The organism is Massilia sp. H6 (assembly GCF_024802625.1).
Classification (GTDB): domain Bacteria; phylum Pseudomonadota; class Gammaproteobacteria; order Burkholderiales; family Burkholderiaceae_D; genus Telluria.
This window is the reverse complement of the sequence record NZ_CP103371.1, coordinates 3,624,363-3,649,598: the sequence shown is the minus strand read 5'-3', so window position 1 is coordinate 3,649,598 and position 25,236 is coordinate 3,624,363. Positions and strand designations below refer to the sequence as shown.

Annotated in this window: 18 protein-coding genes and 1 tRNA gene; 5 read left to right on the top strand and 14 right to left on the bottom strand. The window is 65.2% G+C overall.

What is annotated here, in order from left to right:
- Window positions 1-38 precede the first annotated feature (38 nt).
- A tRNA-Thr gene (locus tag NRS07_RS16390) sits at window positions 39-114 on the top strand.
- Window positions 115-659: 545 nt separating this feature from the next.
- The gene (locus NRS07_RS16385; RefSeq protein ID WP_259208827.1) at window positions 660-1,487 is read left to right on the top strand and encodes a YqjD family protein; all 828 of its coding nucleotides are present in this window, start codon (window positions 660-662) and stop codon (window positions 1,485-1,487) included.
- A gap of 103 nt (window positions 1,488-1,590) precedes the next feature.
- On the opposite strand, the gene NRS07_RS16380 is transcribed toward NRS07_RS16385, so the two are convergent.
- Together NRS07_RS16380 and NRS07_RS16375 are read right to left on the bottom strand one after the other, a co-directional pair.
- Entirely contained in the window at window positions 1,591-4,713 is a 3,123-nt protein-coding gene (locus tag NRS07_RS16380) for an efflux RND transporter permease subunit (RefSeq protein WP_259208825.1), read from the bottom strand.
- Window positions 4,714-4,726: 13 nt separating this feature from the next.
- The gene (locus tag NRS07_RS16375; RefSeq protein WP_259208823.1) at window positions 4,727-5,908 is read right to left on the bottom strand and encodes an efflux RND transporter periplasmic adaptor subunit; all 1,182 of its coding nucleotides are present in this window, start codon (window positions 5,906-5,908) and stop codon (window positions 4,727-4,729) included.
- Between the two features lie 148 nt (window positions 5,909-6,056).
- Here NRS07_RS16375 and NRS07_RS16370 point away from each other — a divergent pair, with 148 nt between their 5' ends.
- Complete coding sequence (locus tag NRS07_RS16370) at window positions 6,057-7,181, top strand: DUF1800 family protein (protein WP_259208820.1); 1,125 nt, start codon at window positions 6,057-6,059, stop codon at window positions 7,179-7,181.
- A gap of 240 nt (window positions 7,182-7,421) precedes the next feature.
- Here NRS07_RS16370 and NRS07_RS16365 read toward each other — a convergent pair whose 3' ends face one another.
- The 11 genes from NRS07_RS16365 to NRS07_RS16315 form a co-directional block, all read right to left on the bottom strand.
- On the bottom strand, window positions 7,422-8,171 hold the full coding sequence (locus NRS07_RS16365; protein WP_259208818.1) for a 2OG-Fe dioxygenase family protein: 750 nt from the start codon (window positions 8,169-8,171) through the stop codon (window positions 7,422-7,424).
- Between the two features lie 49 nt (window positions 8,172-8,220).
- Window positions 8,221-10,278 (bottom strand): TonB-dependent receptor, encoded by a 2,058-nt coding sequence (locus NRS07_RS16360; RefSeq protein ID WP_259208816.1) that lies wholly within the window; start codon window positions 10,276-10,278, stop codon window positions 8,221-8,223.
- Window positions 10,275-10,781 carry a DUF6702 family protein gene (locus NRS07_RS16355; RefSeq protein WP_259208814.1) on the bottom strand — a complete coding sequence of 169 codons (507 nt, stop codon included), beginning with the start codon at window positions 10,779-10,781 and terminating at the stop codon, window positions 10,275-10,277. Before NRS07_RS16355 ends, NRS07_RS16360 begins: the two co-directional genes overlap by 4 nt.
- The gene (locus tag NRS07_RS16350; RefSeq protein ID WP_259208812.1) at window positions 10,778-13,162 is read right to left on the bottom strand and encodes a M1 family metallopeptidase; all 2,385 of its coding nucleotides are present in this window, start codon (window positions 13,160-13,162) and stop codon (window positions 10,778-10,780) included. Before NRS07_RS16350 ends, NRS07_RS16355 begins: the two co-directional genes overlap by 4 nt.
- A gap of 86 nt (window positions 13,163-13,248) precedes the next feature.
- Window positions 13,249-15,624 carry a M1 family metallopeptidase gene (locus NRS07_RS16345; RefSeq protein ID WP_259208811.1) on the bottom strand — a complete coding sequence of 792 codons (2,376 nt, stop codon included), beginning with the start codon at window positions 15,622-15,624 and terminating at the stop codon, window positions 13,249-13,251.
- Between the two features lie 177 nt (window positions 15,625-15,801).
- The gene (locus NRS07_RS16340) at window positions 15,802-16,653 is read right to left on the bottom strand and encodes a phytanoyl-CoA dioxygenase family protein (protein ID WP_259208809.1); all 852 of its coding nucleotides are present in this window, start codon (window positions 16,651-16,653) and stop codon (window positions 15,802-15,804) included.
- 14 nt (window positions 16,654-16,667) lie between these two features.
- Window positions 16,668-18,107 (bottom strand): serine hydrolase, encoded by a 1,440-nt coding sequence (locus NRS07_RS16335; protein ID WP_259208807.1) that lies wholly within the window; start codon window positions 18,105-18,107, stop codon window positions 16,668-16,670.
- Window positions 18,108-18,213: 106 nt separating this feature from the next.
- On the bottom strand, window positions 18,214-19,368 hold the full coding sequence (locus NRS07_RS16330; protein ID WP_259208803.1) for a HupE/UreJ family protein: 1,155 nt from the start codon (window positions 19,366-19,368) through the stop codon (window positions 18,214-18,216).
- Window positions 19,365-20,546, bottom strand: coding sequence for a tetratricopeptide repeat protein (locus tag NRS07_RS16325; protein WP_259208800.1), 1,182 nt, complete (start codon window positions 20,544-20,546; stop codon window positions 19,365-19,367). The genes NRS07_RS16330 and NRS07_RS16325 overlap by 4 nt, the downstream gene beginning before the upstream one ends.
- 64 nt (window positions 20,547-20,610) lie before the next feature.
- On the bottom strand, window positions 20,611-20,895 hold the full coding sequence (locus tag NRS07_RS16320) for a hypothetical protein (protein WP_259208797.1): 285 nt from the start codon (window positions 20,893-20,895) through the stop codon (window positions 20,611-20,613).
- Between the two features lie 16 nt (window positions 20,896-20,911).
- Window positions 20,912-22,408, bottom strand: a complete 1,497-nt coding sequence (locus NRS07_RS16315) for a DUF4331 domain-containing protein (RefSeq protein WP_259208796.1) — start codon at window positions 22,406-22,408, stop codon at window positions 20,912-20,914.
- Between the two features lie 276 nt (window positions 22,409-22,684).
- Between NRS07_RS16315 and NRS07_RS16310 the strand changes: the two genes are divergently transcribed.
- Together NRS07_RS16310 and NRS07_RS16305 are read left to right on the top strand one after the other, a co-directional pair.
- Window positions 22,685-23,212, top strand: coding sequence for a sigma-70 family RNA polymerase sigma factor (locus tag NRS07_RS16310; protein ID WP_259208794.1), 528 nt, complete (start codon window positions 22,685-22,687; stop codon window positions 23,210-23,212).
- Entirely contained in the window at window positions 23,209-23,925 is a 717-nt protein-coding gene (locus NRS07_RS16305) for an anti-sigma factor domain-containing protein (RefSeq protein ID WP_259208791.1), read from the top strand. Before NRS07_RS16310 ends, NRS07_RS16305 begins: the two co-directional genes overlap by 4 nt.
- Here NRS07_RS16305 and NRS07_RS16300 read toward each other — a convergent pair.
- Window positions 23,895-24,995, bottom strand: a complete 1,101-nt coding sequence (locus NRS07_RS16300) for a hypothetical protein (RefSeq protein ID WP_259213307.1) — start codon at window positions 24,993-24,995, stop codon at window positions 23,895-23,897. The two genes, NRS07_RS16305 and NRS07_RS16300, sit on opposite strands and share 31 nt — an antisense overlap.
- Window positions 24,996-25,236: the final 241 nt, after the last annotated feature.

Here is a 25,236-nt window from a genome sequence, read left to right as displayed (position 1 = left end):
GCTAGAATACGGCTCTTCGTCGGGTTCGCCCACGTAGAGCCGCTGTAGCTCAGTCGGTAGAGCAGCGCATTCGTAATGCGAAGGTCACCAGTTCGATTCCGGTCAGCGGCACCAAGAATAAGTAGCAAGATCAAAGGGTTGCAGGCTTCGGCATGTAACCCTTTTTTTGCTTGGTGCTGCCCCCGCGCCGGCCGTCCTCCAATATAGACAAATGCCCTGAGTGCAGTGCTGCTGGCAGGGCTGGTGAAGCTGGCGTTTTTCTATGGAAATGGCGCAGCTGAGCTGATGACGCTGCCCACAGGCGATTCGGTTCTTCCACGCCGATCGGCCGACTCTGTTCGTTACCGCACGGTCGCTGGACCTGATCCATTGTATTTTTTGTATCGTGTCGCAGCAATACTGCGCGCATTTCCGGACCGCCACAAGCGACCGCCCACGAGCGACGACGAAGCTGTCGGCGCTAGACTTGGAACTTTTGCGCTCGCTTCAGATCACTTGTGTTAGATCTTGGTCTATAGCGTGAGAGCAAGGTGCCGATTGATACAGCGCACGCCAGTCTCGTCCCTTCGTTCTGTTTTCGGCGGAATCAAGGAAGAATGTGGTGATAGTCGAGTTTCGGTCTACTTCGCGTTGGTCTACATTTTAACGAGGGATACATCATGGATAATCAGAAATCTACCGAGGGAAAAGGCAGCGACGCAAGCCGCGATAACGCAGGCGCGAGCATTGGTAAGAATCAGACGCCTGGTTCGAGCCAGGGCAGCAGCATTGCATCGGGCAGCAGCCAGAGCAGCTCGTCGGGCAACGGCCTCGGCAATAACAAGCCTGCCACCAGCAGCACCAGCAGCACCAGCAATCCAGGCAGCCAGCAAAGCGGCTCGCACACGTCGGGCAACATGGGTAGCGGCAGCCTGAGCGGCTCGGCATCGACTCCGTCGAGCCCATCGAGCACCGGCTCCAGCCTGCAGAGCGGTTCGTCGCCGTCGAGCGCAGCCGGCAGCAGCGGCAGCCTGAGCGGCAGCAACAGCACCAATAGCGCGCTCGGTTCGAGCGGCAGCAGCACCGGCAGCACCGGTAGCAGCATGGGTGGCGCAAGCTTCCAGTCCGAATCGACAGATAAGGCAAGCACTGGCGGCATCAAGGGCGCCATGGCCAGCGTGTCGGCATCGGTGTCGCCAGAGAAGCTGCACCAGACCATCGACAAGGCCGCCGAGGCTGCACAGCCACTGGTCGAGCGCCTGGTCGGCAGCGCGCATGCAGGCGTCGATCGCCTCAGCGGCATGCTCAGCGGCGCAGGCGATAGCCTGGGCCAGCGCAAAGGCCAGCTGGGCGAGACCTATCATAACTATTCGGAAAAGAGCACCGAATACGTCAAGACCAATCCAGGCACCGCCCTGCTGGTCGCGGCCGGTGTCGGCTTCCTGCTGGCCAAGCTGCTCGGTGGCAGCAGCACCGAGCGCAAAGAGTACCGTTACTACCGCGACTGATCTTTTTAGCGCGCAATGAAAACCGGCAGGCCTCAAGCCTGCCGGTTTTTTTACGTTTGGATGCTGGGGGCGAGACACCCGCCCCCATTTTGCAGAAACAGTGCTACTTCACCGGATCGCTCGTCGTCACCTGCGCCGGCACCTGTTTGCCTTTGCGTCGCAGCCGGCCCGTCCCGCGCTTGATCAAGTGCTCGATATCGTCCACATAGGTGAATACCGCCGGCACCACCAGCAAACTGAGCAGGGTAGAGGTGATCAATCCGCCAATGACGGCGATCGCCATCGGCGCGCGGAAGCTCGGGTCGCCCGACAGGCCCAGCGCCAGCGGCAGCATGCCGGCGCCCATGGCGATGGTGGTCATCACGATCGGGCGGCTACGCTTGTGGCAGGCGTCCACCAGCGCATCGAAGCGATTCATGCCTGCCTTGCGCGCCAGGATCGCATAGTCCACCAGCAGGATCGAGTTCTTGGTCACGATCCCCATCAGCATGATCAGGCCGATCATGCTCGGCATCGACAGCGCGCTGCTGGTGATGAGCAGTGCCACGAAGGCGCCGCCGATCGACAGCGGCAGCGCCGCCAGGATCGTCACCGGCTGCATGAAGTCGTTAAACAGCAGCACCAGCACGCCGTAGATGCACAGCACGCCGATCAGCATCGCCACCCCGAAGCTGGCGAACAGCGTGCGCATCTCTTCGGCGTCGCCCAGTTCCGCGATCTCGACCGAGGCCGGCAGGTTCTGGAAGGCCGGCAGGGCGCGCGCCTCTTCGTTCACGTCGCCCAGCGAACGGCCCTGCAGTTCGACGTCGAGCGTGACGTTGCGGCTGCGGTTGAGGCGGTCGATCTGGGCCGGGCCGCTTTCCATGGTGATGGTGGCGACGTTCGCCAGCAGCACCGGACCGTTCGCGCCTGGCACGCTCAAGCGGCCCAGCGCATCGAGGTCGGCCCGCACCGCATCGGGCAGCTTGACCCGGATCGGCACCTGGCGCTCGGCCAGGTTCATCTTCGCCAGCGCGATATCGTAGTCGCCAGCCGTGGCCACGCGCACCGTTTCACCGATGGCGGCGGCGGTCACGCCGAGGTCGGCGGCGCGCGCGAAGTCGGGCCGCACGATGATCTCGGGACGCACCAGCGAAGCGCTGGAGCTGACGTTGCCGATGCCCTCGAGCGTGCGCAGTTCGCGCTCGGCCTGGCGCGCGCTGGCGCTCAGCGCGGCCGGGTCTTCGCTACGCAGCACCAGCTGCATCTTGGTGCCGGTGTCGTTGGCGCCCACGTTAAAGCGCGCGCCCGGGATCTGCGCGACCTTCTCGCGCAGCGCACGCTCGATACTCGACAAGCCAGTATCGCGATCGTCGCGGTGGGTGGTGGTCACGGTCAGCACGGCGCGGCGCGCTTCGGCCGCCGCGCCCGGCGCAAAGGCGTCGCCGCTGGAGCCGCCACCGATCGAGCTGAAGACGCTCTTCACGTCGGGCACCTGCATCGCGGCCAGGCGTGCCTGCTCGGCCACGGCATGGGTTTGCGCAAGGGTCGAGCCGGGCGGCAGTTCGAGCGTGACCAGGGTCTGCGAACGGTCGGCCGGCGGCACGAAGCCGGTCGGCAGCAGCGGCACCAGCAGCAGCGAGCCGATGAAGAACAGCGCCGAGGCGATCGCGGTGACCAGGCGGTGGCGCAGGCACCACTGCATGGTGCGCAGGTACAGGCGCATGATGCGCCCGTCTTTTTCCTCGCCGATGTGCTTGGCCGGCTTGAGCAGATAGGCGGCCATCATCGGCGTGAGCAGGCGCGCCACCACCAGCGAAGCCAGGATCGCGATGACGGCGGTCCAGCCGAACTGTTTGAAGAATTTGCCGGCAATGCCGCCCATGAAGGCGGTTGGCAGAAATACCGCCACCAGCGAGAAGGTGGTGGCAATGACCGCCATGCCGATTTCGTCGGCCGCTTCCAGCGCCGCCTGCATCGGACTTTTACCCATGCGCAGGTGGCGCGAGATGTTCTCGATCTCGACGATGGCATCGTCGACCAGTACCCCGATGACCAGCGCCAGCGACAGCAGCGTCACCATATTGAGGGTGTAGCCGAACAAATACTGGCCAAGAAAGGCCGGAATCACCGACAGCGGCAGGGCCGCCGCCGCGACCAGGGTGGCGCGCCAGTCGCGCAGGAACCACCACACCACCAGCACTGCCAGCACTGCACCCTCGTAGAGCATCTCCATCGAGGCATCGAAGTTTTCCTGGACCGGTTCGGCGTTGTCGACCACCTGGCGCAGCACCACGTCGGGGTGCTCTTTCTGCAACTGGGCGATGGCCGCGCGCGCGCCTTCGGCTACTTCTACTTCGCCGGCGCCGCGGGTGCGGAACACCTCGAAGCCGACCACCCTGCGGCCATCCTGCTCGGCGATCGAGCGCGGCTCGGCCACGGTATCGAGCACGGTCGCGACCTGGTCGAGGCGCACATGACGCCCTCCGGGCAGCGGGATCTCCATCTCGCCCAGCGCCGAGGCCGACTGCACGGTGGCGATGGTGCGTACCGACTGTTCCGCCCCGTTGACGTCGCCGCGTCCGCCCGGCGCCTCGCGCTGCACATTGCGCAGCTGGCGCGACACGTCCAGTGCCGACACCTGCAGCGCCGCCATGCGCGCCTCGTCCAGTTCTACCCGGATCTCGCGCGTGACGCCGCCGACGCGCTTGACCGCGCCCAGGCCTGGCACGCTGAGCAGGCGCTTGGACACGTCGTTGTCAACGAACCAGCTCAGCGCCTGGTCGTCCATGGCGCTGCCCGCGGTCGGGCTGGCCGTCGCGGTGAAGGTTGCGATCACGCGGCCGGAGGTGGCGGCCTTGGTCACGCTCGGGTCGCGCATCTCGGGCGGCAGGTCGGCGCGCACGCGGGCAACCGCGTCGCGCACGTCGTTGACCGCTTCGGACAAGTCTTTCTCAAGCACGAATTCAACGGTCACGGTGGCCACGCCGTCGAGCACCTGGGTGTAGATGTTCTTGACCCCCTGCAAGGTGGCGACCGAGTCTTCGATCTTGCGCGCCACCTCGGTTTCGAGCTGGGCCGGCGCCGCGCCTTCGAGCGTGGCGGCAACGGTCACGATGGGCAGCTCGATGTCCGGAAAGTCCTGGACCTTGTTGGCCTTGAAGGCCAGCAGCCCCGCCAGCGTGAGCAGGGTGAACAGCATGATGGCCGGAATCGGATTCCGGATCGACAGGGCGGAAAAGTTCATGATGACGCCCTGCTCAGCGTGTCGCGGCGGAACGCGGCGCCGGCTTCGATGCCGGGCCTGGCACCGGGTTTGGAACCGGGTTTGGCACATTACGTACCAGGTCGCCATCGTTGAGGAAACCGGCGCCGCTGACCACGATCGGCGTGCCGGCCGCCAGGCCGCCCACGATTTCGACCTGGTTGTCGAGGCGGCGCCCGGTCTGGACTTTGAGCTGGCTCACGCGGTTGTCCCGGTTCAGGCGAAATACATAACTAAAGCCGTCGCGCACCGCGACCGCCTGCTGCGGCACGGTGAGGGCGGTCGACTTGCCCAGCTCGAAGCGGCCGCTGGCGAACATGCCGGCCTTGAGCGGCGCGTTGCTTGATAACGAAGGCGGCAGGTCGACATAGACCAGCGCCATGCGGGTTTGCGGATCGACGGTGGGCGCCACGGCGCGTACCTTGCCGCTGATCTCGCTGCCGCTGGCGGCGCGCACCGCCGCGCGCATGCCGGGCCGAATGCGGCCCAGGTCGGCAGAGGTAATTTCGGCGCGCCACTCGAGGCGGCCCTGGCGGATCATGCGAAACAGTTCGGTGCCGCCCGCGACCACGGCGCCAACCGTGGCGCTGCGTGCCGAGATGATGCCGCTGTCGGGCGCCGTGACGGTGGCAAAGCGCAGCCGCAGGTTCTGCTGCTCCAGGGTCGCGCGCGCGGCGCTCACGCGCGCTTGCGCGGCGCGTTCGGCGGTGAAATACTGGGTGATCTGCTGCTCGCTCAGCGCGCCGGAACTGCGCAGGGCGCGGGCGCGATCCGCGTTCGCTTTCGCCTCGGCGGCATTGGCCTGCGCTTCCTGCAGCGCGGCGCGGGCCTGCTCGACGTCGGCGCGTACGGTCTCGCTGGCGAAGACGGCCAGGACGTCGCCTTTCTTGACGACATCGCCGACGTTGACCCGCACTTCGGTCAGGCGCAGGCCGTTCGACTCGCTGCCAATGATCGCTTCCTGCCAGGCGGCGACGCTGCCATTGGCTTTCAAGCCCAGCGGCAGGGTCGTGCTGGTCGGCACGGTGGTGGTCACGGTCAGGGCCGGTGTCGGCGCGGCAGGCTTCTTGTCCTCGGCGGTGGCGCGGTTCGGAATGGCCAGCGCAATGGCAAAGCACAGGGTGGCGCCGGCTGCGCACACGAGGGCGGCCGGGGGAAGGTGGCGGAGGCTGGGCATATTCGTCGACAGGCTTTCGGTTAAGCTGTGGAGTGTAGCAAATATGCAATCTCCTGAGCGCGCAATGGTCCGGTTTCGCGGCCAGAATCGGGTGCTTGCAACGATTGACGAAACCGGCAAGCTGGCGTGCCGCTCCTGGGAGACCACCATGTTGTTGCGATTGTGTTCAAAGATCCTGCGCGCCGCCGCGCCCGCGCTGCTGGCGTTGTCGGTGCTGTGCGCGCCAGGCGCGCACGCCGCAGAAGGCGAGTACCCCGACGACGCCATCGGTGAGGCCAGCGGTGAGGCCATGGGTGAGGCCATGGCGCGGCACCTGCTGAACCGGCTGGGCTATGGGCCCGCGCCCGGCGAGCTCGCGCGCGTGCGTGCCATGGGGCTGCGCGCCTATGTCGAGAGCCAGCTCGCGCCGCCGGCCCTGCCGGCCTACCTCGATGCCTCCGGCGGCACCGGCGCCGAGCTGCGCGCGCAGCGCCTGCTGCGCGCTGTCGCCAGCCCGCGCCAGCTCGAAGAAGTCTTGACCGCATTCTGGCTGGCCCATTTCGGCATCCTGGAAGGCAAGGGGATGGATGTGCAAGAGATCGACGCCATCGCGCGCGACGCGGTGCGCCCCCACGTCTTCGGCCACTATGGCGCGCTGCGCGCCGCCGTGGCGCAGCACCCTGACATGCGCGCTCGCCGCATCGGCGGACGCGGCGAGCGCGCCGCGCTGCGCGCGCTGGCCGCGCATTTCGTCTCCGCCCCGCCCGCCGCGCTGCTACGCTCGCTGCAAGGTGCGTGGCAACACACCGGGGGCGACCTGCGCGCCGTGCTGCGTAGCTTGCTGACCAGCCCGGCATTCCTGGCGCCGGCGCAAGCAGGCAGCAAACGCAAGGACGCGCTGCGGTTCGTGGTGTCGGCGGTGCGCGCCAGCGGTATCGCGGTGAACGATGCGGCGCCGCTGGTGGCGCTGCTGGCACGGGCCGGCGCCCCGGTCTATGGGCGGGCGGTGCCGATGAGTGCCGACGAGCGCGCCTGCTTCGTGGCGCAGCTTGTGCAGGGGCGCTTGATGCTGGCTGGCGCCGCGCCAGCAGCGCACCAGCAGGCTTCGTCGGCGCCGCCGCTGCGCGCGTCGGTGCAAGACCCCGGGCAGGCGGGGGAGCTGGCCCGGCCCGGACCGGTGCTGATGGTAGCGCCAACACCGTCGGCTGTGGCAATGGCAGCTGCGCGCAACCGGCCAGCAGACCCGGAAGGCTTGCGTGAAACGCTGTCGAGCGCAGCCTTCCTGCGCTATTGATACGGGCACGAAAATGCTTTTGCGCAATGCAGCAAACAGGCCTTTCTTGTCATGCTGTGGAAACGTTTCCTTGCACCAATGATGGCAGTAATCGTACGGTATTGCGGCGCACAAAAAACTGCGCTATATTGAATCTGTCTCCTCCAGTTTTCTCCGGAAATTGGATTCTCGCCCGCCAGCCGCAAGACTGGTGGGCGTTTTTTTATCCTGTTTTTTTATCCTGTTGTCGATCGTGCCGGTTCAGACGCCTTGGCCCTGGAAGGCGCCGGCGCGCCAGGTCAGGACCAGGGTGTCGCGGTGGCCATGCTCGCCCAGCGGCTGGATCGGGGTCGATTCGTGGATGACGGCGGCATCGTCAAGCAGCAGCAAGGTCCAGGGCTCGATCATCGTGAAGCGCTTGCCCATCGAGCCTTCGGCTTCGAAGACCCGCGTTTCGCCGCCCTTGATGCCGGTGCGCTCGACCAGGATGACGGCGACGAAGTCGACGCCATCGCGGTGCGCGCCCTCGGGGGTAGGGCGGCCGATGCCGTCGGCGGTGTCGATACGGAACTGGTGCGCTTCGACGTGCCAGGTGTGGCGTCCGGCGACCTGCGAACAGACTTCGCCCAGCGCGCGCAGCAGCCGTCCCCAGGCAGGCTTGGCGACGGTTGCCGGCTCGATTGGTTCGAACAAACGGTGCATGCCGCCGTGCAGGGCGTTGTACTCGACTGGCTGCCAGTGGGCGCGGTGGGGGGTCTGGGTCAGCGCGCTGGCCTGGTTGCCGCCTTCGTCGATGAAGCAGGAATGGCGGCGCCGACGATAGCGGCCGCCATCCTTGAGGTAGTTGTCGATTTCAAGCCGATCCCAGCTCGGTGCGAGCGCCTCGAGTTCAGCCAGGGTGCAGCCGGCGAGGCGCGCTACATCGAGGGGGCGCAGCAGGGCATAGCCTTCGCTGCGCACGGCTTGCGCCAGGTCTGCCGGGGCGGTATAGGGGAGTTCACGTATTGTCATCCGGTTAGCGTAGCATTTTTCTACGCTCCCGGTCTGGCCAGCCAGCTTTCTACCAGTTCTTGACGAGGGTAAGTCGGAACGATCGCGGCTCGATCGGATGGAAATGGATGTCGTCCACGCCTTCGGCTTCGTTGGCCAGGCGCGAGGCGTAATAGTAGTCGATCGCCGAGTCGCGCCGGTTGCCCAGATTAAAGCCTTCCAGCTCCAGCCGCAGCTCCTTGCTGATCCGGTAAGCGATGCGGCCATTGAGGGTAACGCTCGCTTGCGAGCGCACGCTGTCGTCTTCGATCAGCGGCCGCGGGCCGAAATAGCGCAGGCGCAGCGCGCCCGACCACGGGCCGGCGCGATCGACGCTCAGGCCCAGCTGGGCCACGCCTTCGACCGCCCCCGGAATGCGGCGGCCGGCATCGCGCTCGCCAGCCGGGCTGCCGCCGCGCGAGCGCGCGTGCGCATAAGCGGCATCGAGATTGACCGACACCCACTTGTTGGCGCGGTAGCTGTTGGACAGCTCGATGCCGACGCGGCGGCTGGGGTCGCCCGCTTCGGTATTGCCGGCGTCGCCGATATAGACCAGCTCCGAATCGAAATCGAGGCTGTACAGCGACAGCGTGGTTTCCATTTTCGGGATCGCCACCGTGCGCAGGCCCAGCTCCATGCCGCGCGAGCGCACCAGTCCGGGCGTGCGCTCGACCGCTGCCAGGGTTTTCGGATCGACCGTCGCCACGGTACCGCGGGCATCGTTGCTATGGAAGCCGTGCCCATAATTGAAGTACAACTCGGTCGACTTCCAGGGGCCGTAGGCAACGCTCAGCGACGGCGTCACCAGCGAATCGCTGGCGCGCCCGGCGTTCTCGGGGCGGTCGCCGTCGACCTCGAAGCGGAAGGCATTGGCGCGCACCCCGACCACGGTACGCAGGGCTTCGCTCCATTTGGTCGCATTTTCCGCGTATACGGCGACGCTACCCTGGGTGATGTGATCCTCGCGGGTAGTTGCCAGCCGCTGGCGCGCACGGGTGGCGTACAGGCCATTGAAAATATTGTCGTTCTGCGCCTGCAGGCCCACCGTCATGTCCGTGGTCAGCGCGCCCCTGCGCAGCAGATGCCAGGTATGACTGGCGCCGACGCCCGCGGTCACGCGCCGGTCCGGCTGGCTGAACTGGTCGCCGTTGACCGGATCGTCGAGAAAATAGGTGAAGTTCGAATACAGGTCGACGCGGTTACGAATGACATAGGCGCTCAGGCTGGTCGCGGTCTCCTGGGTCGTGCGGCGCCAGGCGCCCGAGATGCTGGTGCGCTGGGCTTGCCCACCGTCGCTCAGGTCGATCGTATCGAAGCGTCCCAGCTGGCCGCTGGCGACTGCCCGCAGCGGCACCTGGTCGGTAGCGTTCCAGTGGCCGCGGTAATGCATCGCCGCGACATGCCAGCCATTGTTCTCGTAGCCGCGGCTGTAGCGCAGCACTGCATTGATCTTGCGGTAGCCGTCTGGCCGGGTCCAGGGGCCGTCGTTGCTGAGCAGCTCCAGCGCGGCCAGCAGATTGCCGCCCGCCGCCTCGGGGGAGACGGCAACGACGCTGCGCGCGTAGCGGTCCTGCCCCAGCGTGACCGAGGCGAGCGGCGCCACCAGCCGGTTCGCATAGGCGACCGACGCCTTGCCGGCCGAGGAAAAGTCGCCATCCGCCGCCGAATACGGACCCTTGCGGTAGTCGAGACGCGTGACCAGTTCGGGAATCAAGAAGTTGACGTCGGTCCAGCCCTGGCCATGCGCATGGCTGCGCTGGTTCACCGGCATGCCGTCGACCCAGGTGGCAAGGTCGGTACCATGGTCCAGGTTAAAGCCGCGCAGGTAGAACTGGTTGGCCTTGCCTTCGCCGCTATGCTGGCTCGCGATGAGGCCGGGCGTGGCCTCGAGCAGCTCGCCGGGCCGGTACACGGTCAGCTTGTCGAGCTCCCTGGCGCCGATGCTGCCGGCGCTGGCAGCGTCGCTCAGGCCGATCTGGTTGGCGCGCGCGCCTTCCACCAGCACGCGCTGCAGCACGAAATCGTCGGCGCTGGCCGAGCTATGGAACATTAATGCGGCGATGGCAAGGTGCAGCGGGCGAAGGGTCATGGGGCGCGGGTGTGGAGGGGTTGTTCGAGCGTAGCGTGGGTAAATGTCAGCGACTGGATTTTACCCAGATTGTTGACATTGACAGTGTTCACCTGGTCAGGCAAAAAGTCGATCAGCACGCCCTGGCGGATGGTGACGGTCTTCGACAGCGGAGCATTGTCGAGTTCCTGGTAAATGACGACGCTTTGCGAGTCTGCAGTCAAGCCTACCCACCGTACCGGCAAGCGCGCATTGTCTGCGCCCTTGAGCCAGAACTGGGTGTCGACGTACTTGCGCAGCACCGCCTGGTCGTCAGGGTCGCCGAGGTCGAATTGGCGCCCGTAGGTGTTCATGAGCAGCGCTTCGATGTCGTGCGCCATATAGGTATGCACGATCTCGGTGCTGCCCGTGCGCGGGTTGAACGCCAGTTCGGTGATTCCGCTATGGAAGCGGTGGGCGCCAGCGGCGGCGCTCAGGCACAGCAGCGCGGCAGCGAACAACAGCTTGCAGCGTCCGGGCATCATTGCGCCGCCTTGTCGCCCGCCGGCTTGTCGGCTGGTTTCTTCAAGGGCGTACGGAAGTCGCGCATCAGGTTACCCGTGGCCGGATCGCGCTCGGTCTTGAACAGCTCCAGGCGCGAAGGCGTCGCCTTGCGCGGCCAGGCGTTGTTGCTCACGTCGATGTCGGCGGTCTCCCAGTAAGGGTCTTGCACCAGGCCCACGATCGGCTCGTCGGTGATGAACAGCTTGGTCACCTTTTGCGGCGAATAGCGCCACACTTCGGCCGGAATCCGCTCGATGTATTTCTTGCCGCTCCTGGTTTCGATTTCGACTACCAGCGGCGTCACCAGGCCGCCCTTGTTCGAGAAGTCGACCAGATACAGGTGCTTGCCCTCTTTGAGCAAGGCTTTTTCCCAGTCTTCCAGTTCCTGCACCGTCTCGGCGAACTTGTTGCGGTCCTTGTTAGTGACGGTGAAGTCGTCGTTCTCGTTATAGAAATCCTTGAGCTCGGGATGCGCATCGACCCGGCGCGGCATGCCTGCATTGCGCTGGTCGGTGATCGAGATCGGTTCGGCCTGCTTGCGCGCGCGCTGCCAGGCTTTTTCGATCTCCGGGTCCTTGCTGCTGATGGTGTATTCGCTGATGCCGTCCACGCTCACGTCGACCGCGTCGGTGGTGTAGAACCAGCCGCGCCAGAACCAGTCGAGGTCGGTGCCGGACGCGTCTTCCATGGTGCGGAAGAAGTCGGCCGGCGTCGGCCGCTTGAACTTCCAGCGGTCGGCATATTCCTTGAAGGCGAAGTCGAACAGTTCGCGGCCCAGCACCGTCTCGCGCAGGATATTGAGCGCGGTAGCAGGCTTGGCATAGGCGTTGTTGCCGCGCTGGAGAGTCGATTCGGCATTGGTCATGACCGGCACCTGGTTGGTGCTGCGCATGTAGTCGACGATGTCGCGCGCTTCGCCGCGGCGGCCCGGGTAGTCGGGTTCCCATGCCTGCTCGGCCAGGAACTGCAGGTAGCTGTTCAGGCCCTCGTCCATCCAGGTCCACTGGCGCTCGTCCGAATTGACGATCATTGGAAAGTAATTGTGGCCGACTTCGTGGATGATCACGCTGATCAGGCCATACTTGGTGCGCTTCGAATAAGTGATCTCGCCGGTCTTCTTGTCCTTGACTGGTCGCGGCCCGTTAAAGGTGATCATCGGGTATTCCATGCCGCCCACCGGACCGTTCACCGAGATCGAGGTCGGGTAGGGGTAGTCGAACGAATACTTGTTGTACTGCTCGATGGTGTGGACGATCGCCGGGGTCGAATAGCGCTCCCACAGCGGGTTGCCCTCTTTCGGGTAGTAAGACATCGCCATCACGTCGGTCTCGCCCGACTTGATGCCCTGGGCGTCCCAGATGAACTTGCGGCTCGAGGCGAACGCGAAATCGCGCACGTTGTTGGCCTTGAAATGCCAGGTCCTGGTGGTGGTGGCGCGCGACTTCTCGGCCGCTTCGGCTTCGCCCTGGGTCACGATCAGGACCGGTTTCCTGGCGCTGCGCGCCTGGCGCAGGCGCTCGCGCTGGGTGCCGGTGAGCACCTGGTCAGGATTCTGCAATTGGCCGGTGGAGGCAACGATATGGTCGGCCGGCACGGTGATCTGCACGTCGTAGTCACCGAATTCGAGCGTGAACTCGCCGTCGCCCAGGTACTGCTTGTTCTGCCAGCCCTTGAGGTCGTAGTAGGCCGCCATGCGCGGGAACCACTTGGCGATTTCGAAGATATCGTTGCCATCGTCGAACTTTTCGTAGCCGGTACGGCGCCCGACGACGTTCATTTCGGGGATGTTGAAATTCCAGGCCAGGCTGAACGACACGCGCTGGCCGGACTTGAGCGGCTGCGGCAGGTCGATCCGCATCATGGTCTTGTTGATCGTGTGGCGCAAGGCGCGCCCATCGGCACCCACCACACTGGTGATGTTGATGCCACCCACAAAGCGGTGCTGCTCGAGCGTGGCGCGCAGGGCGTCGAACTTGACGCCGTCGTTGCCGCGCGCCTGCCAGGCATCGCGCCCCGGCAGGGTTGCGATGCGGCGGTTGTCCGAATCGGCGCGGAACATGTTCTGGTCGAGCTGCACCCACAGGTAGGGCAGGGTGTCCGGCGAATTGTTGGTGTAGGTGACCGTGCCCGAACCGCTGATGCTGCGCCTGTTTTCGTCCAGTGTGGCGCGCAGCCGGTAGTCGGCGCGCTGCTGCCAGTAGCGGTGGCCCGGCGCGCCGGAGGCGGCCCGGGTGTCATTCGGTGTCGGCAGCAGCTCGTCGAGCTGGCGGAATTTATCGTCGAACGCCGGCGCGCCAACAGCGCCTAGAGATAGTGCGAGCAATACGGCGCCAAAGGCCGCCTGCAGTGGTGTGATGTTCATGCGAATGGCGTCATCTTCAATATAGAAACGGCAGGGCATGCAGCCCTGCCGGAGGATGGGCGAAGTGCCCACGACGTCGGTCGTCCTTACTCGGACTTCGGCGCTTCTTCTTTCTGCTCCTTGGTCTTGAGCTTGGTATTGAAGTCGCGCATCAGGTTACCCGTGGCCGGATCGCGCTCGGTCTTGAACAGCTCCAGGCGCGATGGCGTCGCCTTGCGCGGCCAGGCGTTGTTGCTCACGTCGATGTCGGCGGTCTCCCAGTAAGGGTCTTGCACCAGGCCCACGATCGGCTCGTCGGTGATGAACAGCTTGGTCACCTTTTGCGGCGAATAGCGCCACACTTCGGCCGGAATCCGCTCGATGTATTTCTTGCCGCTCCTGGTTTCGATTTCGACTACCAGCGGCGTCACCAGGCCGCCCTTGTTCGAGAAGTCGACCAGATACAGGTGCTTGCCCTCTTTGAGCAAGGCTTTTTCCCAGTCTTCCAGTTCCTGCACCGTCTCGGCGAACTTGTTGCGGTCCTTGTTAGTGACGGTGAAGTCGTCGTTCTCGTTATAGAAATCCTTGAGCTCGGGATGCGCATCGACCCGGCGCGGCATGCCTGCATTGCGCTGGTCGGTGATCGAGATTGGTTCGGCCTGCTTGCGCGCGCGCTGCCAGGCTTTTTCGATCTCCGGGTCCTTGCTGCTGATGGTGTATTCGCTGATGCCGTCCACGCTCACGTCGACCGCATCGGTGGTGTAGAACCAGCCGCGCCAGAACCAGTCGAGATCGGTGCCGGAGGCGTCTTCCATGGTGCGGAAGAAGTCGGCCGGCGTCGGCCGCTTGAACTTCCAGCGCTGCGAGTATTCCTTGAAGGCGAAATCGAACAGTTCGCGGCCCAGCACCGTCTCGCGCAGGATAGTGAGCGCGGCGGCAGGCTTGGCATAGGCGTTGTTGCCGAACTGGAGCACCGACTCGGAGTTGGTCATGATCGGCACCTGGTTGGCGCTGCGCATGTAGTTGACGATCGTGCGCGGGTCGCCGCGCATGCCGTCCCAGGTCTCTTCCCAGGCTTCCTGGGCCATCGACTGCACGAAGGAATTGAGGCCCTCGTCCATCCAGGTCCACTGGCGCTCGTCCGAATTGACGATCATCGGAAAGTAATTGTGGCCCACTTCGTGGATGATCACGCCGATCAGGCCGTACTTGGTGCGCTTCGAATAGGTCAGTTCACCGGTCTTCTTGTCCTTGACTGGTCGCGGACCATTAAAGGTGATCATCGGGTATTCCATGCCGCCCACCGGACCGTTCACCGAGATCGAGGTCGGGTAGGGGTAGTCGAACGCATACTTGTTGTACTGCTCGATGGTGTGGACGATCGCCTGGGTCGAATAGCGCTCCCACAGCGGGTTGCCCTCTTTCGGGTAGTAAGACATCGCCATCACGTCGGTGTCGCCCGACTTGATGCCCTGGGCGTCCCAGATGAATTTGCGGCTCGACGCGAACGCGAAATCGCGCACGTTTTTTGCCTTGAAATGCCAGGTCTTGACGCTGGTGGCGCGCGACTTCTCGGCCGCTTCGGCTTCGCCCTGGGTCACGATCAGGACCGGTTTCCTAGCGCCGCGCGCCTGGCGCAGGCGCTCGCGCTGGGTGCTGGTGAGCACTTCGCCCGGGTTCTGCAATTCGCCGGTCGAGGCAACGATATGGTCGGCCGGCACCGTGATCCGCACATCGTAGTCGCCAAATTCCAGCGTAAACTCGCCAGCGCCCAGGAACTGCTTGTGCTGCCAGCCAGCCACGTCGTAATAGGCCGCCATGCGCGGGAACCACTGGGCGATTTCGAACAGGTCGTTCTTGTCGTCGAATTTCTCGTAGCCGGAACGCCCGCCCAGCACCTTCTGCTCGTTGATGTTGTAGTTCCAGTCGAGGTTGAACGACACGCGCTGGCCGGATTTGAGCGGCTGCGGCAGGTCGATCCGCATCATGGTGCGGTTGATTACGTACTTGAGCGCACGGCCGCTGCTGTCGCGCACATTGCTGATCTTGAAGCCGCCATCGAAGGTGCCGGCCTCGAGCAGGGTGCGCAGGGCGTCGAACTTCACGCCCGTTTCAGGTGTATTGGCCTGGGCCCAGGCCTGGCGCGAGGGCAGGACTGCGGTGGTGCGCGCGTCCGAATTGCGGTTGTAGATGTTCTGGTCGAGCTGCAGCCAGAGGTATTTGAGCGTATCGGGGGAATTGTTGTGATACGTGACCGTGCCGGTACCGGTAATCGCGCGCCTGGCTTCGTCGAGCGTGGCGCGCATCGTGTAGTCGGCGCGCTGCTGCCAGTAAGCGTGTCCCGGCGCGCCCGAGGCGGTGCGCACGCTGCCCGGTGTCGGCAGCAACTCGTCGAGCTGGCGGAACTTGTCGTCAAACGGCGCGGCGGCGAGAACGGAAGCGCTCAGGCATAGCGCGGCCAGCCCGATGGGCAAACGGATCATGATTCCCCTGATATTTTATTTAGAATAAGAAAAGTATTCTAGCTTTACCACTTCTGCATTGCTCAGTGGATTTGTAAAAAAACGGATACATGATGCATATGCAGCCCGGGCGCGCCGGGCCGGGAGCTGGGCAGATTTTGGTCAGATACTGGACAGGCCTTGGGCAGTGCTCGCCGGTCAAGACCCGGCCGGGTCGAACCCGCGCACCGGAAAACCGTCGTCGCGCTGGATCCAGTTGCGCGGCGAATAGACGGACGACGCGTCGGTCGCGTGCAGCGTGAACGCGTGGCGCGACACCGTTGACCGGTTCGGAGCGCTGTAGTGCGGCAGCAATCCGTGAAAGCACACCAGTGTGCCGGCCTTCGCTTCCAGCGGCACTGCCGTGCTGTCATCCGGCCACGGGGTGGCATCGAGCTTTTCCATCGTGATCTTGTCGTCATCGCGCAGGAAGCGTTCGCGCAGCGGGCCGCGGTGGCCGCCTGGCTCGGCCCACAGGCAGCCATTGTCGATGGTGGCGTCTTCCAGGGCGAACCAGAAGGTGGTCACGGTAATCGGGTCGCTGTCGAAGAAGGTGGCGTCCTGGTGCCAGCGCACCTCGCCGCCGATGCCGGGCTGCTTGAAGATATACATCGACTGCCAGAGCTGCGGGCGCGCCAATCCAAGCCCGCGTGCCACGCCGGCCAGCTTCGGGTCGCGAGCGAAGGCGTCGAACACCGGGTCGAGATCGTGCATCGCGTGGCCGATCTTGTTGATCGACAGGGACTTGGCCTGGCGCAGCTGGCCGTCGGCGCCAAAGGCTTCTTCTTCGAAGAAGCAGCGCACCGTGTTGTCCGAGCCCAGGAACCAGTCGTCGCTGGCGCGCGCCTGGTCTTTGGTCGTGAAGATGGCGCGCGATTCGGTCGGGTCGAAAGCCGCGACCATTTCTTCGGCGCGGCGGCGCAACGCGGCGATCTGGTCAAGACTCTTGAAATCGGGGATGACGAGGAAACCGTCGCGCTGGTAGCGTTCGCGCTGTTCTGGTGTGAGCATGATGGACGCGAATTCTAAGGCATGCGCTGGAAGTCGGTCTTGAACGACCCGCTCTCGAGCCGCCCACCCTTGTCCGCCATGTGCAGATCGAGCTCGCGCGTGAGCACGAACAGCCTGCGCGCCGATTCGGCGTAGAGCGGCTCCCACTGGTTTTCGCGCAGCGCGATCATCAGCTTGCCCGAGCGGTCGGCGATCTCGAATGCGGTCGCGCCATTGATGCCATAGCGGCCGGCCAGCCTGGCGCGGGTCGCCCCCGGCAGCGCGATCGCCTTGCGCTGGACGGTCTGGTAGCTCGGCCAGCGGTATTCGGCGGCAATGGCGCGGATCAGTCCCTGCACCAGTTCTCGCGCACCGTCGCCGTTGGTCATGACGACGACGCCGTCGCCGCGCTGCACGTAGGCGTACAGCGAATTGTGATAACCCACATTGCGCCCACCATGGCCGAACGCCTGCTGCGACGCCTTGCCGTCGATCTCGAGGCCGAGCGCGTAGTTGTTCATCACCGGGCGCAGCATCGTGCGCGTCATGGCCGGGGACAGCGCACCATCGGCTCCGGCGTCTGCCATCCCGCGCTGCAGCGCGAGCGCAAACCTGGCCAGGTCGCTAGGCGTGGTCCACATGCCGGCTGCCGCCAGTTCGGGATGGGTGTGCGGACCGCCGGCAATCAACGCACCGCTGGCGTCGTGGGGCAGGGCCGCGCGCGCTAAAGAGGCGCTAGATAGCGGTTGGGCGAAGCTGCTGTCCGTCATGCCGAGCGGCTTGAACACCGTCGCGTGCATCAGCGTATCGAAAGGCTGTCCGGCGCGGTCGATCATAGCCTGCTGCACCACGCTGTAGCCGCCGCCAGAATAGTTCCAGGCCTCGCCAGGCGCCGCTTCGATCCGCACCGGGCCGCTGTTGGCCGGGGCCTGCCCCTCCAGTAGCTGGAGCAGGGTCGGCACCTGCGCTCCGGCCGCATAGCCGCGAAAACCCGACACCGTGGTGCCGGCCGTATGCGAGAGCAGCTGGCGCAGGCTGACCGGGCGCGTGGCGGCGCCGGTCGGCAGCTTCCAGCCGGTCAGGATGGTATTGATGTCGGCGTCGAGCGCCAGCTGGCCAGCTTCGGCCATGCGCAAGACAGCCAGTGCGGTGACTGGCTTGCTGATCGAGGCAGCCTGGAACAGAGTCTGCGGCGTGACCGGCGCGCCGCCCGCCTGCGTCACGCCATAGCCCTTGGCCCACGCGATCTTGCCGTCTTTGATGACGGCGACGCTCACGCCGGGCACGTGCAGGCGCTGCATCTCGGCGGCCAGCGTGCGCGTTGCGATGGTCTGGCCTGCGATCGCCAGCGCCGACGGCAGGCTGCGTTCGATGCGGGCGATGGCCTGCGCATCCTGTGGCGATGTCGTCGCCGCTGCCAGCGGCATGCTCAGCGCATAGATTGCCAGCGCTGCGATGTTCTTGTGTCCAGGCACGCTCTCTCCTTGTAGTTTTTTTTTGATAGCTCTACAAGGAGTATCCGGACAACGGACAGGCAGCGCAAGGGCCCGGTAACAGGCCGCCAGGTCAAGTTGGGTCAGCTCATGCCAGCAAGCTCAGGTCGAACACCCGTTCGGTCAGCCACACGCCGGCCAGCAGCGCGATGACGGCCGAGCCGCCGACCATGACCGCGCGCCGGTAGAACACGCCGTTGCGCAGCAGGTAGGCCACTGGCAGGAAGACCGCGACGATGGCGAGCTGGCCGAGCTCGACGCCGACGTTAAAGCCCAGCAGCGGCAGCAGCAAGGCGTCCTGCGGCAGGCCCAGGCCGGCCAGCACGCTGGCGAAGCCGAAACCGTGCAACAGGCCAAAGCCAAACGCGAACCAGGCGCGGCCGCGGTGCACGATCGGCCAGATATTGTTGAGAGCGGCCACGATCACCGAGGCGGCAATCGCCGATTCAACCAGGCGCGAAGGCAGCGTGACGATGCCGAGCGAAGCCAGGCTCAGGGTGATCGAATGGGCCAGCGTGAACGCGGTGACGATGCGCACCACGTCGAAGGCGCCGGCGCGCAGGCTGTCGCGCCCGTGCCAGCGGCGATCACGCCAGACCAGCACCGCCGGCAGCAGCAGCGACAGCAAGAACAGGATATGGTCGAAGCCGATCCAGATATGCCAGACGCCGTGCTTGAGGTAGTCGAGGAACTGGCGGCCAGGAGAAGGCTCGGCCAGCTGCAGTTGCTGGCGCGGCTGTTCCGGGCTGAAAATCGCGGTGGAGGTCGAGCTGCCATGGCGCAGCGCCAGCAGTCCCTTGTGCTGCGGGTCGATGTCGGCCAGCAGGCTGTAGTCGAGCGCCAGCGTGGTTACCGGAGCGCCGCACTCGCCGCGCAGCATCAGCACCGTATAGGCGCCGTCGGTATGGTTGTCGACCAGCTGGCTGGTGACCTGCAGCGGACAACTGTCGCCGTCGGCAGAGAGCTTCAGGCGCGACAGTGCGTAAGCGGCAATCGCGGCGTGGCGGCTGCGTACTTCGTCCCAGGTCAGCACGCCGTCGCCATCGCCGTCCAGGCCGACCGCCAGTTCAAGGTCGCGCAGCGCGATGTCCCAGCGTCCTTCGATCTGGCGTTCGCGCACTTCGAGGTTGAGGTAGCTGTCGCTGGCCTTGTGGGCATGGGCGCTCTGGCTGCACAGCAGCAGCAGTGCCGCGAACAGGGCCAGCCAGGGGTGCAGCGCGCCTTGCATTGCTGCGCGCCTCATGCTGGCGCTCCCAGCTTGCGCAAGGTGGCGTCAAGCGAGCGGTCTTCGAGCGCGTGGCGGCGCATCCAGTCGCGCACCAGGCGCGTTGCCTCGGCATCGCCGCTGGCGGCCGCGGCTTGCGCCAGGATGCGCAGGTCGGCCGGTTCTTTCTGTACTGCCCAGTTGAGCTTCGCCAGGCGCACGGCGGCGGCGGGATTGCCGTCCAGCGCCAGGGCGAAGCGCGCTTCTTCGCGCCGGTGCACGACGTCGCCGCGCCGCCGTGCGGCCTCGAAACGCGCGCGCAGTGCCGCGATGTGGGGGGCGGCCGTGGGCGAGCCGGTGGTCTTGAGCGCAATCGCATAGCGCAGCAGCAGGGCGTCGGCCAGCGTGCGCTCGGCCAGCAGCGGCAGCACTTCCTTGGCACGGCCGCGTTCGAGCAAAAAGTCGGCGTACGCCGCCAGCAGGTAGCTGTCTTGTGGATCGGCCGCCAGCGCCTCGCGGAAATGGGTTTCCGCGACAGCGTGCTTGCCGAGCCGTTCGGCCATTTCGCCCAGCAGCGTCGCGCTCCAGGCACGCAGGGGCGCCGGGCTGTCGGCGCGCGAAGCCAGTACCTGGCGCAGCCGCTCGTAGCTGGCGGGCGCGGTGCCGCTTACGCTGCCCACCGAGGCCAGGCAGGTGTGGATCACCAGATCGCCGGCGCGGCCGAACAGCCGCGCGCAGCTGGTGCGCGCCGCGGCATAGTCGCCGGTGACCAGTTCGATGGTGGCGCGCGTCAGCCAGGCCTGGGCGTTGCCGCTGTCGCGCCGTACAACCTCGTTCAGGTCGGCCAGCGCGGCATCGAAGGAATGGGTACTTTGTTCGAGTGTGGCGCGCAGCACCAGCACGTCGGCCGGCGCGGTGGCGCGCTCGGCGCTCCACCAGGGCGCCAGGGCCGCCTGGGCATAGCCCAGGTAGCGCGGATCGCCATCGCGGCGCGCTTGTTCGATATAGCGCCGCGCCAGTTCGGTCGCGCGGGGCAGGTCATTCGGACTGGCAGTCAGTTCGGCGCGCAGGCGTGCCAGTTCGCGCTGGGCCGGATCGAGCCGTCCCGGCAGGCGTTCCAGCACCTGGCTGCCGCTTGCCGGAATGTAAGGCGCGGCATGCGCCGCGCCGGTGTACAGGGCCGCCAGCAGTACCAGCGGGTAGACGAACGCGATCATCGGTTCTCCATAAGAAAAAAGGCGGGAAGGGGACTTGCGTCCCCATTCCCGCCATTATGGTGCATCAGTTCGACGGCACCGGCTCCGGTTCCGTGGTTTCAGGCGCGGTCACGGTGAAGTTTTCGATCTGGATCGGTTCGTCGTTATCGAGCAGCGCCTTGACGCGCGCCAGCACGATCTCGAAGAACGTGTCGGTGGACGCCACCGGCGGCACGACGGTGCCTCCGGTTGGCGGCGGCGTCGTCGAATTGTCGCTGTCGCTGCTGCCGCCGCAGGCCACCAGCAACAGGGCGGCCGACAGCAGCAGCGCGGCGTTGCGCGCGTGCTTGCGGGGAGTAGTTGAAGTCATGGCATTCTCCTTGCGCTTACTGGTTGCCCGGCAGCGGCGTATTCAGGTACGGGAAGGCCGGCTTGTAGCTCACCGCGGTCTTGCGCACGCCGTCGGTCAGCGCCAGGCCACCGGCTGGTGCATCGGCCGGCTTGCAGCCCACGCCCAGAGCGTCGTTGGCGCCAGTCAGTGCGCACAGGGCGCCCATCGAGACGCGCAGCGCGATGTCGGTCACGTCATCGGCCGGACGGCGTCCGTTCGGGAAGCCGGCGTTGTCGCCGCCTGCCACGCCCATGGCGTTCTGCGCGGCCAGCGCGGTCGGTGCGATAGCGGTGTTCAGGCGCAGCATTTCCGAAGCCACGACGTTCTTCGGCTGGTTAACACCCGGCAGGCCCTTGAGGAAGGCGGTGACCAGGTCGTTACGCGGGAAGTTGGTCGGTGCCTTGGCCGATGGGAACAGCGTCTCGATGATGGCCGGCAGCGAAGGATTGGTGACGTAGTTGATGAACTGTCCGTCATCCTTCGGCTTGGAAGCGTTGAAACGGTCCTTGTCGTCCAGGCCGATGATGACTTCGTTCACCAGAGGCATGCCGAGACGCGAGACCTGGGTCCAGGCGCCGCCTTCTTTCACGGCATTGTTGATGCCACTGGCCGGCGTCGGGTTGATCAGGCGGCCCTGGCGCATGCTGGCGGTGGCATAGCCGCCAATCACCGGCTCGCCCGCGGCGACCACGCAGCTGATCGGCACTTCGATCGCGATCGAGCTCACGTTCTTGTTCTCGAGATCGTTCTTGTTGCCGTTTACTTCGGCGCCGAGCGGGTTCAGGTTGATCAGGTCGAAGATCTTGCCGACTGCGATATAGAACGATTCCTTGCGCTGGCCGACGAACACGCGGCCGGTGCCGCAGCCCGGAATGGCGACGTCATAGATATGCTGGTTGGCATAGGTCTCGTAGCCATTCGCGCCGCCGAAGGTCTTCTCGCCGATATTGTCCACCGGCTTGTCGAATTCTGTTGCGCCGCCACTACCAGCCAGGCGGGTACGGGTGCCGGTACGGCGATCGCCCTTGACCATGTCGATGGTATAGGTTTCGCGCACGTTGAGCGAAGCCGGGTTGACGCCGCTGATGGTGTTCGAGTTGATCAGGGGGATGAGCACCTGCTTGCCGCCGATGTTCAGGGCGGTGCGCTTGGAGGTGCTCTTGAAGCGGAACTGGAAAGAAATGTCTTCTTTCGCGTCGCCGTTGTTATCCAGGTGGATCTCGTACAGGGCGTTGTTGTCGAACTGGTAGAAGTTCGGTCCACCCTGTGGATCCTGGAACGGAATGTAGTTCGCGATCATCGTCACGAAGCCTTCGCGGCCTGGTGCGTAGCTGCGGAACATGTAGAAGTCGGTGCCGTCGACCTTGGGCGCGTTGGTCAGGAACGGTGCTTCGCGGTGGCTCGACGCCGCCGCAGGCAGGGAAAACGCTGCCAGGGCTGCGCCCGACGCGAGGGCTGCGGCCCATAGTTGTTTTTTCTTACCGAATTGCATGTGAATCTCCTCTGATTTGTAATCCCCTCGCGGGGAGGTCATTGTTTTTTGATGCGTTCTTCACCATTTTTCACTGCCTGGTACAACGTATACGCAGCGCGTGCATGTTCGGATTCAAATTATTTGAAATTTATCGAGATAAGACGAATGTGATAAATTCACTGTTCCATCCCGGCAATTTCGGTAACTTTCCACCGTGCATCGAAAGCAATTATGGCCCAATCGGCAAATTTGCCAAATTCATTAGAACTCAACGGCTGGATTCGTGGCGCCGCGATGAACGACGCTTGTGCTTTTGAAAACTTATATCAAGCAAGTTCGGCCCGGCTGTACGGCCTGGCCCTGCATATCCTGCGCCGGCGCGAGCTGGCCGAGGAAGCGCTGCAGGAAAGTTTCGTCTCGATCTGGCACCATGCGCGCGACTACCAAGAGGGCATGTCGGCGCCCATGGCATGGATGTCGACGATCGTGCGCAACAAGTCGTTCGATGTGCTGCGGCGCCACCGCCACGAGCTCGAGCTCGGCAGCGCTGAGCTGGACGACGCGGTGCTGGCAACCCTGCGCGATCCGGCAGCGAACCCGGCCGACCTCTTGCAGGTGAGCAGCGAGGCAAAAGCCCTGGCCGCTTGCATGGCGGCGCTCGAGGAAACCCACCGCAACGCGGTCGGACTGGCTTTTTTCCAGGATCTGTCGCATAGCGAGGTGGCGCGCGAGCTGGCGCTGCCGCTGGGGACCGTCAAGACCTGGATCCGGCGCAGCCTGACCCGGCTGCACGCCTGCCTGAATGGAAGGAAGACGGGATGAACCTGCGCGACAATGAACCCTTGCGCGAGCAGCTGGCTGCCGAGTATGTACTCGGCACCCTGCGGGGTCGGGCGCGGCGCCGCTTCGAAGGCCTGATGCATGGCGATGCGGCGCTGCGGCGCACGGTCGCCGAATGGCGCGACCGGATCGGTGCCATGGCAGAATTCGTTCCGGCGGCCGCGCCGCGCCAGCAGGTCTGGCGCGCGATCCAGGCCCGGCTCGGGCTGCAGCCAGCGGCGCCGGCCTGGCAGTTCTGGCGTCATGGATCGCTCGGCTTCTGGCGTGGACTGGGGCTGGCCACGAGCATGTCGGCGGCGCTGCTGCTGGTGACTGTCATGCAGCGCGCGCCGGAACCGGCCGTGAGCGATATCGCCACCCTGCTCGACGACAAGGCGCAGGCCGCCTTGCTCGTCACCGCCGACCGCGAACGCAAGCTGCTTACGGTGCGCCTGGTGGCAAGCGCGCCGATCGGTCCCGGCCAGGTGCTGCAGTTGTGGGCGATTCCGCAGCAAGGCAAGCCGCGTTCGCTCGGCCTGCTCGAACCTGGCGAGCAGGGTAGCGGGCAGCCGCTTACCCTGGCGCTCACCGCGCAGGGGATCGGCGCCGACGTGGCGCTGCTGGCGGTCAGCCTCGAACCGAAAGGCGGCTCGCCCGACCCGAACGGCCCGAGCGGGCCGGTGCTCTACAAGGGCGGCTGGATCCCGGTAACCTGAGCGGGCGCGTCGATGGCGCAGATCCATGCGCCATCGGCGTAGACACGCTCTTTGCCCAGGTACACCGCGTCGGTCACCGCGAATACATCGATGTGATAGCGCGCGTCCTTGCGCTTGAAGCCAGGCTTCTGGTACACGCCATGCTTGGCGCCGAGCGACAGGTGGATGCCGCACATGCGTTCATAGGTGCCGATATCGTCGACCCGGCGCTCGCGCGTGAACGCGCGGTTCATCCCGAAGCCCAGTTCGCGCACCCACACCTCGCCCTCGTCAGCCGCGATATTGTCGAGCACCTGCTGGAAAGCCGGCGTGGCGTTCTCGGTTGCCACCACGCGTCCGCGTTCGATGACCAGCGTGACCGGGACGTCGGGCCGGTTGCTGCGGTAGGCGGTATCGCCAAAGACATGCACCTGCACCCGCCCGTGCACCGCTTCGAGCTCGCGCGCTTCGGTAAACACTTCGCCAATCGGAAACTGGCCGCCGACATTGTGCATGCCGCTGTAGTCGCCGATATTGAGCTTGGCCGGCTCCAGCGGCGAAGTAAAGTACAGGGTGTCGCCGCCGCCGAGCACGCGCGCATGCGGCGCCGCGTCGATGCGCGCCTTGAGCGCGTGCCCCACGCCGCGGAAGTAGGCCCGGTCATAGGCCAGTGCCTCGATATAGTGTTCCGATTGCGCGCCCGGCATGCGCGACAGGTGAACGTGCTCGATGACCTTCAGCCCCAGCTTGAACAGCTCGACCCGGATGCGAAAGCCGTCGAGGCGGAAATTGGTCGACTGCACCAGCACCACCAGGTCATGCGGCGCCATCGCCCGAAAGGCCGCCAGCACCGCCTCCGGGGTTGCGGTGTCGAAGTCGATGAAGAGCGCGTCTGGCAGGTTGCGGCGATACGCTTCAAACAGCGCGCGCGACAAGGGGGTGCGCGCGTCGTGCACCACCAGCGCGGCCTGCGCCGGACCGTGTTCCAGGGCATGTGCCAGCACATCGCGCAGGTGCCCGGTGGCGGCATCGATGGCCTCTAGCGGCAGGGCGCCGGGGTGCGGAAATTCGGTGGTGTCGATGGCGTGCATGTCTGGCCGGAAGAGCAGGAGAGGGGCAGCCATTATACGTATGCCAGGCAAAAGTTCCTCGCGCCGGCGGCCAATTGGCTTGTTTATTGATCCCGAAAGTGTCATGGTGCGCTACCCCGTGTACAGGGCGACGCGCGACAGTAGGCATTGCTATGATTTGAGCAACAACAACATCCTGTACCGGCCCGGAGGCTGGACAGTTACCTGGATCGTCCTGCAACCCGAGCCTGGACGATCAACG

Bases quoted from the DNA above. Each gene is read 5' to 3' on its own strand.
- NRS07_RS16355 (WP_259208814.1), bottom strand. From the start codon at position 10,781: ATGATGCCCGGACGCTGCAAGCTGTTGTTCGCTGCCGCGCTGCTGTGC.
- NRS07_RS16310 (WP_259208794.1), top strand. From the start codon at position 22,685: ATGAACGACGCTTGTGCTTTTGAAAACTTATATCAAGCAAGTTCGGCC.
- NRS07_RS16340 (WP_259208809.1), bottom strand. From the start codon at position 16,653: ATGCTCACACCAGAACAGCGCGAACGCTACCAGCGCGACGGTTTCCTC.
- NRS07_RS16300 (WP_259213307.1), bottom strand. From the start codon at position 24,995: ATGCACGCCATCGACACCACCGAATTTCCGCACCCCGGCGCCCTGCCG.
- NRS07_RS16305 (WP_259208791.1), top strand. From the start codon at position 23,209: ATGAACCTGCGCGACAATGAACCCTTGCGCGAGCAGCTGGCTGCCGAG.
- NRS07_RS16330 (WP_259208803.1), bottom strand. From the start codon at position 19,368: ATGAGGCGCGCAGCAATGCAAGGCGCGCTGCACCCCTGGCTGGCCCTG.
- NRS07_RS16380 (WP_259208825.1), bottom strand. From the start codon at position 4,713: ATGAACTTTTCCGCCCTGTCGATCCGGAATCCGATTCCGGCCATCATG.
- NRS07_RS16320 (WP_259208797.1), bottom strand. From the start codon at position 20,895: ATGACTTCAACTACTCCCCGCAAGCACGCGCGCAACGCCGCGCTGCTG.
- NRS07_RS16345 (WP_259208811.1), bottom strand. From the start codon at position 15,624: ATGATCCGTTTGCCCATCGGGCTGGCCGCGCTATGCCTGAGCGCTTCC.
- NRS07_RS16325 (WP_259208800.1), bottom strand. From the start codon at position 20,546: ATGATCGCGTTCGTCTACCCGCTGGTACTGCTGGCGGCCCTGTACACC.
- NRS07_RS16350 (WP_259208812.1), bottom strand. From the start codon at position 13,162: ATGAACATCACACCACTGCAGGCGGCCTTTGGCGCCGTATTGCTCGCA.
- NRS07_RS16385 (WP_259208827.1), top strand. From the start codon at position 660: ATGGATAATCAGAAATCTACCGAGGGAAAAGGCAGCGACGCAAGCCGC.
- NRS07_RS16365 (WP_259208818.1), bottom strand. From the start codon at position 8,171: ATGACAATACGTGAACTCCCCTATACCGCCCCGGCAGACCTGGCGCAA.
- NRS07_RS16315 (WP_259208796.1), bottom strand. From the start codon at position 22,408: ATGCAATTCGGTAAGAAAAAACAACTATGGGCCGCAGCCCTCGCGTCG.
- NRS07_RS16360 (WP_259208816.1), bottom strand. From the start codon at position 10,278: ATGACCCTTCGCCCGCTGCACCTTGCCATCGCCGCATTAATGTTCCAT.
- NRS07_RS16370 (WP_259208820.1), top strand. From the start codon at position 6,057: ATGTTGTTGCGATTGTGTTCAAAGATCCTGCGCGCCGCCGCGCCCGCG.
- NRS07_RS16375 (WP_259208823.1), bottom strand. From the start codon at position 5,908: ATGCCCAGCCTCCGCCACCTTCCCCCGGCCGCCCTCGTGTGCGCAGCC.